This is a genomic window from Pedobacter terrae (assembly GCF_036946585.1).
In the GTDB taxonomy this organism is placed as follows: domain Bacteria; phylum Bacteroidota; class Bacteroidia; order Sphingobacteriales; family Sphingobacteriaceae; genus Pedobacter; species Pedobacter terrae_C.
In genome coordinates this window covers 271,161-285,363 of record NZ_JAQIIV010000001.1, presented here as the reverse complement: position 1 = coordinate 285,363, position 14,203 = coordinate 271,161, and the positions used below count along the sequence as shown (strand labels likewise).

Sequence of the window (14,203 nt, the reverse complement as noted above, 5' to 3'; positions counted from 1 at the left end):
TCTTAATACTCAATACTAGATACTTACTACTAATAATTAAATAAATATAAAAATGAAAACAATCGCAATTAGCGGTTCTCCAAGAGAGAACGTAGGGAAACGCGATGCCAAGGAACTTCGTTACGAAGGTAAAGTTCCGGCGGTATTGTATGGTGGAAAAGAGCAACAACACTTAGCTGTAGTTATTGCTGATTTAAGAGATGTTATTTATACCCCGGAAGTAAACTTTGTGGAGATTGATGTTAATGGTGCTAAAACCAAAGCTATCGTAAAAGATACTCAGTTCCACCCACTTACCGATGTATTATTGCACATCGATTTTCTTCAGTTATTTGACGATAAAGAAATCGTTATGGAGATCCCGGTTAAATTAACAGGAACTTCTCCAGGTGTAAAAATGGGGGGTAAGTTAATTCAGAAGTTACGTAAACTACGTGTTAAAGCTTTACCAGCTAACATGCCTCAAAACGTAGAAGTAAGCTTAGAGAAATTAGAAGTTGGTAGTTTATTCCGTGTTCGTGATCTTCAAGGCGATCAATACGTAATCACTAACACTCCTGAAGATACTATCGTTTCTGTTGCAATGTCTAGAGCATTAAAACAAGCAGAAACTGAAGCTGCTAAAGGTAAAAAATAATCAGGATTCTTAGGATTTCTTGATTTCAAGATGAAGCGTTTCGATTTAATTCGGAACGCTTTTTTTGTTAATATGAACCTTAGTTCGATTAATATCTACCAGTTGTGATTCAATTTTAGTCTCCTTTTCCTAATGCGATCGTCTTGCTGAACTTCCGGCCGGCCGGTCGGACGGGTGTTTCAGCATCTTTCCAGCGAGATAGACCCTGAAATAAATCCAGGGTTACGGCGCTGAATAAGGCCATGTTATTAATCGAATTCAGGTTATGAGATGATTCTGCCAGATGTTTATTACCAACCGTTCTACTCATTATTAAGGGGCTGTTTGGAGATAGTGGTATAGACTGTCGACTTCGGACTCCTGACATCGGACTTTTCGCTTTAGTCTTTGGTCTTTTCCCTTTAAGCTTCTACCTTTGACTCCATGAAATATCTTATAGTTGGCTTAGGGAATATCGGACCAGAGTATGCGCATACCAGGCATAATATTGGTTTTGATATTGCAGATGAATTGGTTAAAGGTTTAGGAGGTAGCTTCGATAATATCCGTTTGGCCTATTATGCCGAGGTTGGTTTTAAAGGTAAAAAACTGCATGTAATTAAACCAACCACCCTCATGAACCTAAGCGGTAAAGCAGTAAACTATTGGATGAAAGAGTTAAAAATAGCGCCAGAAAATGTGCTGGTAGTCGTTGATGATCTTGCTTTACCTTTAGGCAAATTAAGACTTAAACTGCAAGGTTCGAGCGCTGGGCATAATGGACTAAAAAGCATAGAAGAGGTTTGTGGTGGGCAAAATTATGCGCGCCTCCGCTTTGGGATAGGAAACGATTACCCCAAAGGAAGACAGGTAGATTTTGTATTGGGGTTATTTGATAAAAATGAACAGCTGGAACTTCCTGCATTAATTGATAAAAGTGTAGAGTTGATTAAAAGCTTTGTTACCATTGGACCTGCCCATACCATGACAGCTTTTAATAGGTAAATGTTTAATGGGTTAACTGCTAAAACATTTTGTTTTCCTGGGTGCAGCGAAAGATCTTTTCTTCGCAAAGAATATTTAACCATATAAGAATTTGAGCTTACATGACCCTTGTATTTCTTATATGGTAATAGATAGGATGTTTCAATTTTCTGCACCATGCAGCCCTAAATAGCAGTGCTGGCTGCGCCACCTAAACCCGATCGCAGTGATTCCGATGCTTCTGATAAATTACCATATCAGATTAATCAAACATCGGATTAACGTAGAGCGGGACTGCAGTAACCTAAACGCATCTGCACCTGATTTCCAGAAAAAGAATGAAGTAAGTTTTTATGCTGTTTGGTGAGTCACTTAAACAGGAGATCGATTTTGGACCTACGCTGTCGTTATAGATCTCTGCATTTCTGCGCTACAGTCGAGATGATGAAAAGCTGCTAAACAAAAAAAGACCATCTTTCGATGATCTTTCCTGTAAATATGTTTGGTTCGTTCTATTTCACTTTTTCCTGAGCTCTTGCAATGTAAGCATCAATTAACTGTGCTTCTGCACTCTCTGGATATTGTGTTTTTACTTTAGTATAAGCTTCAACGGCGCCTTTAAAATCATTTTGGCTTTCGTTAACCAATCCTAACTTTTTTAAGAACATTGGTGAGGTAAATTTACTGGCCTTATCAGCTGCTTTTTTATAATAAGTAGCAGCTTGTTTATAGTCTTTCAATTCGCTATAAGCATCACCTAATAAACCTAAAGCCAGTGGATCGGCAACCGGGCTACCAGTAGCGCTATATTTACTTAAAGCCTCTATAGCTTGTTTATATTCGCCTTTACGTAAGTAAATACCGCCCAAATAAAGGTTAGCTAGATTTGCCGATTTTGTATTATCATATTCCTTTGCAATCTGCTCAAAACCCGGGTAACCACTTTCACCTTTAACCGCCCTGTTGGATAATGAATCTACACCAACAAACTGCTCTGCTTTATACATTCTGCTGGCAGCTTCTTCAGCACGACCTTTCAAATACACGCCTTGATACCAAAGATATATTAAAACTAATAAAACTACAGCTCCTGCGATAAACAGTAAGCTCTTATTATTCTCTTGTAAAAATGAACCTTTTTTAGTTGGTTGAATTGTCTGGTTATCTGTTGTAGACATGTTTGTTTAAAAAATTTAAGATTGCAAAAATACATTTTTCAATCAAAGTATCAACCTTTATTTTGAAGTATTTAATTAAACATTAGTTAATTAGGCATCAGATCATAAAATTATGACGATCATTAGCGTAACAAGCTAATGAGTGTATTAAACCAGGTTTGGTTGTCGCTAAAGATGCCAGTATGGTTAATTACCAGGTAAACAGTCTGGCTTTCAGAATTGCTTATAACAGATTTGATTCTGATCGGTTGCCAGAATGCACCAAAGTTTTTGGCTGATGACGCCGGGAATAAATCGTCGAAGCCCATATAAACTTCTTCAATATGCGATAACGGAAGTTCCAATTGTTCATCTCCGGTGATGAAGATACCATTTGAGGCTAATAAAATGTCACCCTCGTGATTATGAACGGGCTTTAAAAACGAAAATAGATCAGCGATTTTTTTAATCCAGTTTGAATTTTTATTGCTGTTCAGTTCATGATCATAAGACCACAGCACATTTCCTTCTAACATTTTTTGTGCAACCATTTATTCCTCCTTGCGATGAAAGTACAATTTTTTTAAATCTTATTAACGTTTATTTTAAACAATGGGTTTTAAGAAGTTAAAAAACGGTAAATTTGTGACATATTTATGTGGTTAAAAAATATTACCCTTCTAAATTTCAAGAATTATACGGATGCAGATCTCCACTTTTCGGAAACTGTGAATGTGTTTACGGGTAATAATGGCGCAGGAAAAACGAATATGCTCGATGCCATCCATTACCTGTGTTTATGTAAAAGTTACTTTAATCCGATAGATAGCCAGCAGATCAAAGCCAATGAAGAGGTTTTTATGATTCAGGGCGATTTTGACCGTAATGATAGAAATGAAAAAATTTCTTGTGGTGTAAAGCGGAGCCAGAAAAAACAGTTTAAACGGAATAAAAAAGAATATGAGAAACTGGCCGATCATATTGGCCTCTTTCCGGTAGTAATGGTTTCTCCCTATGATGTAAACCTGATTATGGAAGGGAGCGAGGAGCGGAGAAAGTTTATTGATAATGTAATTTCGCAAACCGACGCGCATTACCTGGATCAATTGATTACTTATAACCGTATTCTGTTAAACCGAAATGCTTTGTTAAAACAGATTGCCATTACCAGAAAATATGATCCTACACTGCTCGAAATTTTGGATGAACAATTGGTTATAGCCGGTAATAAAATATTCACCATCCGCAAAGCTTTTATGGATGAATTTATTCCTTTGTTTAATCAATACTACATTTATCTTACCGAAAACAGGGAAATTGTAGAGCTGAACTACCAATCGCAATTGAATGAAGCAGCCTTTGAAGAATTGTTAAAAAAATCAGTAGGAAAAGACCGTATACTGGAGCGGACCACAACCGGTATCCATAAGGATGAACTGGCCTTTATCATCAGCGGGATGCCTTTAAAAAAGTTTGGCTCACAAGGACAGCAAAAGTCTTTTTTAATTGCCTTAAAAATTGCTCAATATGCTTATCTCGCTAAAAATAAAGGATTTAAACCTTTACTTTTGTTAGACGATATTTTTGATAAACTAGATGATAACCGCGTTCAAAAACTCATGCAAATGGTTTCACACCATGATTTTGGGCAGATATTTATTACCGATACCGGAAAGGAAAGAGTAAAATCGATTTTTGAAAAAATAAAAGTTGATGTAACTTTGTTTGAAGTAGATAACGGAAATATACAAAATGCGTAAACCCAACGATGTTACCTTGAAAGACGCGATCAGCAAGATGCTGGATGTATACCGTTTACGGCGTAAGTTTGACGAAACTTCGATTTTATCTATCTGGCCTGAAATTATGGGTACCGCAATTGCCAACAGAACCAAGCAGATTTATATTCATGATAAACGACTTTTTTTGCGGATAGAATCTTCCGTCATCAAAAATGAACTGATCATGGTAAGACACGGGATCATCCAAAAGTTGAATGAACATGCCGGTAGCGAGGTGATTACTGAAATGGTGTTTTTATAAAATTTACAAAAAGGGCAAAACTTTTCAAACTTTTGCCCTTTATATTTTAATAGGGATGATAATCCCGACTAAAGATTTTAGACTTAGGACTCAAGACTAAACTAACTCCTGCCTCCGCCAAATATTTTGGACAAAATCCAGATGACCAGCGCAACCACCACTACCACTACAATTACGCCTACCCAAACGCCGGCTTTAAATATACCTTCTACCAGTTCACAACTGCTTAAGGTGGTGCATAAAAATGCAATCAGTACTAAAGGAAATGCTCTTTTCATATTCATGTTAATTTGTAATAGCTAACATTGAATACTCAAGAAAGTTTTAATAAATTCCTGGATTCGTCTTGCTAAACTTGTTTTAGCATCATTACATGTGATGTCAGATGTTTCCATATGACATCAGAAGGCCTTTTTTTTTAAAAAAAATCATTTTACTTAAAAAAACAGTCGGCTGGTAACAGCCGACTGCACAGTGTTTTCACAACAACTAACTGTAATTGCCGACAGCATATTGTTTTTCAAAAAAATGGTCATCTCGGCAGCATAAGCTTGTGTGAAATGACGATTTTTATTAATTTATTTCAGATGGTCCACCTTATTTTTCACTTCACATCCTCCACCTTCCATTTATATTTATTTCCCATTAACCTTTAACAACTCTACTTCAAAAATCAAAGTGCTGTAAGGAGGGATGTCTGCTCCTGCGCCACGTTCGCCGTATGCGAGGTTGTAAGGGATGAAAAATTTATATTTTGAACCTGCTGGCATAAGTTGTACACCTTCTGTCCAGCCTGGAATCACACGATTCAGTGGGAACGAAATTGGCTCACCTCTGTCGTAAGAGCTGTCAAATTGTTTTCCATTTAATAAAGTGCCTTTGTAATGTACCAGTACCGAATCTGTTGCTTGTGGTTTAACGCCGGTACCAGCAGTTAAAACTTCGTATTGTAAGCCACTCGCAGTTGTTTGTACGCCTGCACGTTTTTTGTTCTGTTCTAAGAAATCTTGTCCTTCTTTCATAATTGGTGCGTATTTAATTTTATTTGCTGCTTCTTCAGCTTTGTTTTTTACTGATGATGCCTTTGCTAATGCTTCATTTATACATTGTTGGGCCTGTTGTTGGGTTAATAAAACCTTGCCGCCTGTAAATGTATCTTTCAGGCCTTTTAACAATGCTTCGTAATTTAAGGTAGAAAGGCCGGTTGTTTTTAAACTGGCACCAATTGAAGTACCAAAAGCATAACTGGTAGAATCTAAAGCAAATTTTAAACCAGTTGTAGGAACTGATTTTTTACTGGCTGTGGTTGGTTTTTTAACAACAGTTTTTTTTGCTGCTGTTTTCGTTTGTGCATAAGATGCAACAGCGATACCAGATAAGCATACCGCTAAGAAAATTCGTTTCATTATTTGTGTTATGGTGTAACTAATTCCACCTGGTTTAAATGATGGATTATATTTAAGTCCGAAAGATACAAAATAGATAAAACAATAAAACCCCGAATATTCGAGGTTTTATTGTAAATTTTTTGTGTTGACAATTAGAAACGTTCGTCGGCTTTGAAGAAAAAGTTTCCTTCAATTTCTGCATTTTCATCAGAATCTGATCCATGAACTGCATTTGCATCGATCGATTTTGCATATTTCTGACGGATTGTACCTTCCGCAGCTTCAGCCGGGTTAGTAGCACCTATTAATTTTCTGAAATCTTCGATTGCGTTGTCCTTTTCTAAAATAGCTGCAACAATTGGTCCGGAAGACATAAAGCTTACTAAATCTTTATAAAAAGGACGTTCAGCGTGAACCGCGTAAAACTGACCAGCAGTTTCTGGTGTAAGTTTGGTATATTTTAATGCAATGATTTTGAAACCAGCATTAGTAATGTCGTTGATGATTGAACCGATATGGCCGTTTGCAACCGCATCAGGCTTAATCATGGTGAAAGTTCTGTTAGTACTCATTGTGTTTTGATATCAATTTTCTGCAAAAATACGTTTTAATTGACGAATAACCAATACAACTTATTTTTCAGTTGAAAGTGGATGATGCCAAGGCGAAAGTGACTGATCAGGGCTTTTTTTGATTCATAATCCTGCTGATCTTTTATTCCTGTTTAAATATCTTTAATGCTAAAGCCAATGCCCTTCCTAAAATCTTTAAAACCTGATTAATCCTATTTTAAATTTACTTAGCTTTGCAGCGCAAAATATATGCTTACACTAACTGAATTAAAAACATTATTGGCTACGCCACAACGGATTGTGATCACTACGCATCACAAGCCTGATGGCGATGCGATGGGATCGTCCCTGGGTTTATATGGATATTTAATTCAGAAAGGCCACCATGTTAAGGTAATTACCCCAACCGATTACCCTACTTTTTTGCATTGGATGCCAAATAATAGCGATGTAATTATTTTTACAGAAGCGCAAGAAAAGGCTGCTCAACTTGTGGATGAGGCCTCACTTATCTTTTGTCTCGATTTTAATACCTTAAGCCGTATTAATGAATTGGGCGAATTGGTTAGGGCTGCTGGCGCGAAAAAGATCATGATCGATCATCATCTGGAACCAGAAGATTTTGATGATTACCGCCATTGGGATATCAATGCCTGTGCTGCAGCACAATTGGTTTATGATTTTATTGTTAATCAGTTGCAGGATGGTGGGCTGGTTAATAAAGATGTTGCAACTTGCCTGTATACGGGTATAATGACCGATTCAGGGTCTTTCCGTTTCTCATCAGCAACCGCTGAAGTTTACCGTATTGCCGCGAATCTGATCGATCTGGGGGCTGATCAATCGAAAATACACGAATTGGTATACGATAACTCCAGCGAAAACCGATTGCGTTTTTTAGGCTATTGCCTATCTAATAAACTGGAGGTTTTAAGAGATTACAACACCGCCATTATTTCGGTCACTAAAGAGGAATTGGCACAGTACCATAGCATTACCGGCGATACGGAAGGCGTGGTAAACTATGCGCTTTCCATCAACGGCATCCGCTTGGCAGCACTAATTGTAGAGCGTACCGATAAAGTTAAATTATCGGTAAGGTCTACTGGTGATTTCCCGGCCAATGAAATTTGCAAGAAATATTTTAACGGTGGTGGACACAGAAACGCAGCCGGTGGAGCATCAGAGAAATCTTTAGCCGATGTAGTAAACGACTTTAAATCGATATTAGCAGAATATCAAGAGCAATTGATCGCTTAGAAAACAAGAAATAAAACAATAAAAATTTTAAAAAGTCAAATTAATAAATGAAAAAGGGAATTATTATTCTAGCAGCAGCCACTTTAGGTTTAGCAGCATGTAAACAAGAAAAAAAGGGAGCTGGTGGCTTACTATATACCATTCACCACTCTGCAGGTAACGAAAAAATCAAAGAAGGTGATATTGTTAAAATGAATTATATTCAAAAAAATGATAAAGATTCGATTTTAGCAAACACTTTCGAAACTGAAAACCCTGCATTATTTCCTGCACAGAAAAAAATGTACGCGGGTGATATGAACGATGTTTTAACATTGTTTGGAGAAGGTGACAGCGCTACTTTTAAAGTAAACTTAGATACTATGGCATTTCATAGTAAACAACCTAAACCAGAGCAATTCAAGAATGATAAGTATCTGACTTTTACGGTTAAGATCGAAAAAGTAATCAAGAAAAAAGCTGGAGAAGCTGATTCTACTTTTAACAAGCGTGCACAAGAGTTTTTCCAGGCTGATTATAAAGCTAGTTCTGAGAAAAAGAAAGCTGCCGAGCCCGCTAAATTAAAAGCTTACTTAGAAGATACTAAACTGGCTACCAAAACAACTGCAAGTGGTTTACATTACATTATCGAAAAACCGGGAAGTGCAGAAAAACCAGCTTTAGGCGATACCGTATTAATTGATTATACCGGTAGAGTAACTAAAAAAGGTAAAGATGGTAAATACAAAATCTTTGATACCTCTGATAAAAAGCTGGATGAAGCTGAAGGTACACTTAAACCAGGTAAGCCTTATGGTCCTCAAAAAATGCCAGTTGGCGGTACAATCCCAGGATTTACTGAAGCTTTACAGTTAATTGGTAAAGGTGGTAAAATTAAAGTGATTATCCCTTCTAACTTAGGTTATGGCGAGCAAGGTGCACCACAAGTTGGTATCATGCCTTTCAGCCCAATTGCTTTTGATCTGGAAATCAAAGATATCATCAAAGGAAAACCGGCAACTTCAGCTCCGGTAACGGCTGCTCCAGTTAAAAAATAATTTTTAAAATATATTTTAAATCCTGCTTATTATAATAAGCAGGATTTTTTTTTACCAATTTTTTTGACGTTTAACCGAGAAATAATATCTGACAAAGATTCTTAAAAACTTATTATCGCCTATCTTTGTATGATCAGATAAAGTGGCCTGCTATCCTTAAGGATTATAGGCTAATTTTTTAATTAAAATATTAAATGAAAAAAGGAATAATTATTCTCTTGGCAGCAGCATCAGGCCTATCTGCTTGTAACAAGTTTGAAAAGGGTGAAGGAGATATGACTTATAAGATCTATCAAAGTGAAGGTAAGCCAAAAATTCAGGAAGGCGATTATGTAAAGCTGAATGGAGTTCAAACAGTAGAAACCAATACCAATCCCGATTCGGTAATGGTGAATACTTACGATAATGAGCGTCCGGCTTTCTTTGCTATTAGTAAATCGATGTTTAAAGGCGATCTGGCTTCTGGATTGAAACTGCTAGGTGAGGGGGATAGTGCTGTTTTTAAATTGAATCTGGATTCGATGGAGAAATATTCAGGTCAACCGAAACCAAAAGGATTAAAGTCGAACATTGCTTCCTTTACCATTAAAATTGAGAAGGTTTTACATAAAGGAAAGGATCCTGACTCAATTTTTGAGGCCAAGAAAAGACTCTTTTTTGAATCTGAATACAAAGCATTAAATGAGAAAAACAAAACTGTTGAACCTGCCAAAATAGCTAAGTACGTTGAGGAAAACAATTTAAAGGTAACTACCGCACCGTCTGGCTTGCAGTATGTTATTTATGCCTCTGGAAACTCTGAAAGAGCAACTTTAACTGATACAGTTTTAATTGATTATACTGGCCAGTTTACCAATAAAAAATCAAATGGAACATTAAATGTTTTTGATACTTCAAATGCTAAAATTGCTAAAGAGGCTGGAATTTTCTCTGAAAACGTACAATATGTACCTCGGGGTTTACCATTAGGCCAATTGCCGCAAGGCGTAATCCAAGGTATTCAGATGATTGGAGTTGGTGGTAAGATCAAAATGATTTTGCCCTCAAAATTGGGTTTTGGTGAAAGTGGCGGCGGACCGATCAATCCATTTACACCATTGGTATTTGATGTAGAATTAAAGGGCATTATTAAGCCAAATACGGCTGCACCATCAGCGAAATAATTTATAAATTCTCGCAGGTTTTAAAACTTACGGGGGTTATTTAAAGAAGTCAAGTTTTTAAAACTTGACTTCTTTTTTTGTGAATTAAGGAGATCATTCAAGAAAATATTTCCAACAGCAGGTTAAATGCTGCCAGGTCTTAATCTAAATCCAATCCTTAAAAGGCCTAACCGTTAAATTGGCGTTATAATATCTTTCTTCTTCGGTAACTTCTTTATCTATCCAGTCTGGTAGATCGAAAGTTTCATCTTCTCTTTCCAGTTCAATTTCGGCAACGATCAACCCTTCGTTATCGCCCGTAAACACATCCACTTCCCAAAGCTTGCCGTTAAATTCAATTTCGTAACGGGTTTTTGAAAGTTCGGAAACTGAGAAGTTATCCAATAATTCGCTGGCTTCACTAACTGGGATTTCATATTCATATTCTAACCGTGTGGCACCGATGGTTTTACCTTTTATGGTTAAAAAGCCTTTATTTTCAGTTGCCCTTACGCGTATCGTTTTAGCTTGATCAGTTAACAGATAACCCTGCCTTAAAAGTTTTCCTTTTGGCTTAGTCAGGTTATCCCACTTTGGTTGGTGGATTAAAAACTTGCGTTCTATTTCTTTTCCCATTTATCTTGCCCTTTTTTGTAAATCTGCAACAGGCATGCTGATCAACCTTCCAATAGGCTGTTTGCCACGATAGGTAATTACGCGTAGCATACTGGCATCTTTAGGTACCGGTAATGCAGCTGTATACTTCGGATAAAAACGGTCGGGTGTGGAATTGTCAAAGCTATAATAAATGTCCAGACCATCTATTTCTGTGGTCAGGTCTACCATCAGCTGTTTATCTGCGCTGCGTTTAACGGTAAAAATCGGGTCGTAAATAGCGGGTGAATATTTGATCTCTGCTACATCCAATCTTTTGAAATGCTGTTGTGTACGATCGACAAAATTTGTCCAGTTTTTCTTTTCAATCGGGCTCCAGATCGATTCGGCAATGGCAAATGCACGTGGGTAAAGCATGTATTCTACCTGGCGGAATGTAAAAATCTGCTCTGTCCAAAGGTTGGCCTGTGCACCAATAATATACTTTGCGTTTACACCTGCTGGAACCGGATTAAATTGGTAGGCCTTATTTAACCTCAGCGAAGCATACACTTTTGGCTCGGTAATGGCGTCAGCCTGCATATAATCTAAATAGGCAAAATCAGTCGGACTCATCACTACATTATGTTTGTCGTTAGCGGCCTGGATGCCATATTTCATTCCCCTCCAACTCATCACTGCAGCCGTTGGGGAAACACCTCCTTCGAGAATTTCATCCCAACCCATAAATTTTTTACCTTTCGAAATCACAATCTGTTCAACACGTTTCTCAAAATATGCCTGAACTTGTGGAATGGTTTTTAAGCCTTCGCGAACCATTAAAGCTTTAACCTGATCATTCTTTTCCCAAAAATTATGCGGAGCTTCATCGCCACCCATGTGGATGTATTCGAAAGGGAAAAGTTTAGCTACCTGGGTAATTACCGAATCTAAAAAAACATAAACCTTTTCATTGGCCGGGCAAAGTGTATTATCAACCAAGGCCGTTGGTGGCGCACCACGACTCCAATCCATTATTTTTTCGCCCGAGCGAACCTTATAGTTTACCGCATCAGGCGTACATGATAACTCTGGATATGAGGCAATAATGGCTAAACTATGTCCTGGAACATCAATTTCGGGCAATATGTTTACAAAACGTTCCTGTGCATACTGAATGAGTTCTTTAATGTCCTCCTGAGTGTAAAATCCGCCATAAGTTCGGGGCTCATCAGGCGTAGGTGGTGTAAAATCACCAAAAGTTCCTGTTTTTTTAACACTCCAGGCGCCGATTTCGGTTAATTTAGGCAAGCCTTTAATTTCAATCCTCCAACCTTCATCATCTGCAAGATGTAAGTGTAAAAGGTTGAATTTATAGCGTACCATGCCATCAATAAATTGCTTTACTTCCTGTTTGGTAAAAAAATGACGGGCAACATCGAACATCAAACCTCTCCAGCCTAATTTTGGATAATCTATTACATCAACGCAGGGTGCTTTCCATTTGATGCCATTTACCAGCTCTTTACTTTCTATTTCCGCTGGAAAAAGTTGCAGCAATGATTGAACGCCGTAAAAAATACCAGCCGGCTGATTTGCCGTGATGACAACCTGAGTAGGGTTAACATTTAATTTGTAGCCCTCTTTACCCAACTGTGCATCTTCCTGCATGTTTAAAATTAGTTTAATGGTAGGATGGGCCGAATTACTTACGGTGCTCACAAATTTACCTGTAGCGGTAGTGATCCGGTCAGACAGATAGTTAATGCATTGCTTCAGCTCTGCACTTTTTACGGCCTGTATAATTACGTTTTCAGGCAAAGTAAATGTACCTGCCTTTTTTACCAGTGATACAGGTTCAGGTATAATGGCAATTGGCGTTTGTGCAACTTCACTTTCAGCATCTCCAATTTCAGTTTCTGTAACAATAGACTGGGCGGAGATAGTAGCTGCAAAAAAACAGCAGTAGATGATCAGGAATAATTTTTTCATTAAAATAATTAAATCGGGTTGACCGGATAAGTATAATCCGCAATTTATTAAAAAAGATTTTAATGGGGGTGTTGTTTTCTCAATTTAACCACAGGCGTCAAAGAGAAAGACGCAGAGAGCACAGAGTGGGGGCTTAGGCTGGAGCTTTGTCAGTCTGAGCGGTGCCGAAGACTTAACTGATAAGGTCATCGTCTCACAAATAATCAAGCCATCTTAACTTACAAAAAACGCTTTAGCCATTCCATGGCTTTCTGATCATCCGCAAACGATTTAATTGGGATGGGGGGATTTTGAAACTTAAATAAAATCTTCATAATCAATTGCGCCAAACTAGGTTTTGAAACCATGGCCATAGCCGTATAAATTTGAGGCAATTGTTCTGTTGAAAATTTTCTGGTTTCTTTATCTGGTACGGGAGAATTTTTTAAATAAATTAATAATGGAACTTTTTTGTTATTGGTTATTTTCTTCACCAGTGCGACATTGGCTTTAATATTTTCTACAGTACGCAAAATGCTTTTACTATATGAAATCAAGATGCCCTCATCCGTTAGTAAGTAATCGGCAATTTCGCCTTCTATAAGTTGATTGTCGCTGTCACTTCTCATTTCATTACTTCCTTAAATGATCGCCCTATTATTTATTAAATCCCTTGATATTAGTATGTCAATTTATTTTCAGTCTATTCGCTTTCATTCTTTAGATTAGTCTTAATAGCACGAATAAAAGCCTCATGTATATTTTTGCTAAAAGGGCCTTGCTGATCTTTCAACCGCTCGGGATGCCATTGTACTAACAATAGAAAGGATTTGCCTTTGGGTTCGATTCGTTCCATCGCTTCGGTAACCCCGTCAGGAGAAATGGCACTCACCACAAGTCCTTTCCCTGTTTTATCAGTGCTTTGATGGTGGTTGCTGTTTACTAATCCCTTATCGGTATTTACAATCTGGCTTAACCAGGAAGAGGGATTTACCATAATCTCATGATAGCGGTCTGATTTATCGTGCATTTTAGAATGATCGAATTTACCCCATGTTGGGATGTCTGGGATTAAAGTGCCTCCAAAAAACACATTCCCAACCTGAATACCCCTGCAAATGCCTAAAACGGGGATAGAATTGGCTTCGGTATAGGTTAACACCTTAAATTCAAATTCATCACGTTTTTCACTTACGTCATCATCATAACAGTAAGGATAATATTCTGGTTGGTTATAAAATCGTGGATGTACGTCTTCACCTCCAGTTAAAACAATACCATCGCATTTTTTGATCTCGTCGAAGTTATCGAGCTTATATCCAAGTTGGATTACCGCTACATCTTTATCGTAAGATAACACCCAGTCGCGGTAAATTTCATATTTACTACAGTCGGTAACGCCAATAATGATTTGATCAGCCATATCAGTTACATTCGTT

At 37.6% G+C, this 14,203-nt stretch carries 17 protein-coding genes; 7 read left to right on the top strand and 10 right to left on the bottom strand.

Annotated elements, in window-relative coordinates; translation table 11 throughout:
* The first annotated feature begins 52 nt into the window (after nt 1–52).
* Complete coding sequence (locus PGN18_RS01295; RefSeq protein ID WP_335317558.1) at nt 53–637, top strand: 50S ribosomal protein L25/general stress protein Ctc; 585 nt, start codon at nt 53–55, stop codon at nt 635–637.
* A 115-nt stretch (nt 638–752) separates the two neighbouring features.
* On the opposite strand, the gene PGN18_RS01290 is transcribed toward PGN18_RS01295, so the two are convergent.
* Nucleotides 753–947: a hypothetical protein gene (locus PGN18_RS01290; RefSeq protein WP_335317556.1), complete on the bottom strand. Its 195-nt coding sequence runs from the start codon at nt 945–947 to the stop codon at nt 753–755.
* 113 nt (nt 948–1,060) lie between these two features.
* Here PGN18_RS01290 and pth point away from each other — a divergent pair, with 113 nt between their 5' ends.
* Nucleotides 1,061–1,621 carry an aminoacyl-tRNA hydrolase gene (pth, locus tag PGN18_RS01285; RefSeq protein WP_335317554.1) on the top strand — a complete coding sequence of 187 codons (561 nt, stop codon included), beginning with the start codon at nt 1,061–1,063 and terminating at the stop codon, nt 1,619–1,621.
* Nucleotides 1,622–2,112: 491 nt separating this feature from the next.
* Here pth and PGN18_RS01280 read toward each other — a convergent pair whose 3' ends face one another.
* Both PGN18_RS01280 and PGN18_RS01275 read right to left on the bottom strand, forming a co-directional pair.
* A complete protein-coding gene (locus PGN18_RS01280; protein WP_335317552.1) occupies nt 2,113–2,778 on the bottom strand; it encodes a tetratricopeptide repeat protein in 666 nt (221 codons plus the stop codon).
* 122 nt (nt 2,779–2,900) lie between these two features.
* Nucleotides 2,901–3,308: a hypothetical protein gene (locus tag PGN18_RS01275; RefSeq protein ID WP_335317550.1), complete on the bottom strand. Its 408-nt coding sequence runs from the start codon at nt 3,306–3,308 to the stop codon at nt 2,901–2,903.
* 105 nt (nt 3,309–3,413) lie between these two features.
* Here PGN18_RS01275 and recF point away from each other — a divergent pair, with 105 nt between their 5' ends.
* Entirely contained in the window at nt 3,414–4,517 is a 1,104-nt protein-coding gene (gene recF, locus PGN18_RS01270; protein ID WP_335317548.1) for a DNA replication/repair protein RecF, read from the top strand.
* On the top strand, nt 4,510–4,800 hold the full coding sequence (locus tag PGN18_RS01265) for a DUF721 domain-containing protein (protein WP_335317547.1): 291 nt from the start codon (nt 4,510–4,512) through the stop codon (nt 4,798–4,800). Before recF ends, PGN18_RS01265 begins: the two co-directional genes overlap by 8 nt.
* Before the next feature lie 101 nt (nt 4,801–4,901).
* Here PGN18_RS01265 and PGN18_RS01260 read toward each other — a convergent pair whose 3' ends face one another.
* The 3 genes from PGN18_RS01260 to PGN18_RS01250 form a co-directional block, all read right to left on the bottom strand.
* Nucleotides 4,902–5,078, bottom strand: coding sequence for a hypothetical protein (locus PGN18_RS01260; protein WP_244155737.1), 177 nt, complete (start codon nt 5,076–5,078; stop codon nt 4,902–4,904).
* 357 nt (nt 5,079–5,435) lie between these two features.
* Nucleotides 5,436–6,206, bottom strand: a complete 771-nt coding sequence (locus tag PGN18_RS01255; RefSeq protein WP_335317545.1) for an FKBP-type peptidyl-prolyl cis-trans isomerase — start codon at nt 6,204–6,206, stop codon at nt 5,436–5,438.
* A gap of 134 nt (nt 6,207–6,340) precedes the next feature.
* On the bottom strand, nt 6,341–6,760 hold the full coding sequence (locus PGN18_RS01250) for a nucleoside-diphosphate kinase (RefSeq protein WP_090988166.1): 420 nt from the start codon (nt 6,758–6,760) through the stop codon (nt 6,341–6,343).
* Nucleotides 6,761–7,009: 249 nt separating this feature from the next.
* Between PGN18_RS01250 and PGN18_RS01245 the strand changes: the two genes are divergently transcribed.
* The 3 genes from PGN18_RS01245 (at nt 7,010) to PGN18_RS01235 (ending at nt 10,220) form a co-directional block, all read left to right on the top strand.
* Complete coding sequence (locus PGN18_RS01245) at nt 7,010–8,020, top strand: DHH family phosphoesterase (RefSeq protein WP_335317542.1); 1,011 nt, start codon at nt 7,010–7,012, stop codon at nt 8,018–8,020.
* A 47-nt stretch (nt 8,021–8,067) separates the two neighbouring features.
* Nucleotides 8,068–9,057, top strand: a complete 990-nt coding sequence (locus PGN18_RS01240) for an FKBP-type peptidyl-prolyl cis-trans isomerase (RefSeq protein ID WP_335317541.1) — start codon at nt 8,068–8,070, stop codon at nt 9,055–9,057.
* 194 nt (nt 9,058–9,251) lie between these two features.
* Nucleotides 9,252–10,220 carry an FKBP-type peptidyl-prolyl cis-trans isomerase gene (locus PGN18_RS01235; RefSeq protein WP_335317540.1) on the top strand — a complete coding sequence of 323 codons (969 nt, stop codon included), beginning with the start codon at nt 9,252–9,254 and terminating at the stop codon, nt 10,218–10,220.
* 144 nt (nt 10,221–10,364) lie between these two features.
* On the opposite strand, the gene PGN18_RS01230 is transcribed toward PGN18_RS01235, so the two are convergent.
* The 4 genes from PGN18_RS01230 to PGN18_RS01215 form a co-directional block, all read right to left on the bottom strand.
* Nucleotides 10,365–10,835, bottom strand: a complete 471-nt coding sequence (locus tag PGN18_RS01230) for a CYTH domain-containing protein (RefSeq protein ID WP_335317539.1) — start codon at nt 10,833–10,835, stop codon at nt 10,365–10,367.
* Complete coding sequence (locus PGN18_RS01225) at nt 10,836–12,785, bottom strand: beta-N-acetylhexosaminidase (protein WP_335317538.1); 1,950 nt, start codon at nt 12,783–12,785, stop codon at nt 10,836–10,838. It lies immediately after the preceding gene.
* Nucleotides 12,786–13,003: 218 nt separating this feature from the next.
* Nucleotides 13,004–13,393, bottom strand: coding sequence for an STAS/SEC14 domain-containing protein (locus PGN18_RS01220; protein WP_335317537.1), 390 nt, complete (start codon nt 13,391–13,393; stop codon nt 13,004–13,006).
* 74 nt (nt 13,394–13,467) lie between these two features.
* On the bottom strand, nt 13,468–14,187 hold the full coding sequence (locus PGN18_RS01215; RefSeq protein ID WP_335317535.1) for a gamma-glutamyl-gamma-aminobutyrate hydrolase family protein: 720 nt from the start codon (nt 14,185–14,187) through the stop codon (nt 13,468–13,470).
* Nucleotides 14,188–14,203: the final 16 nt, after the last annotated feature.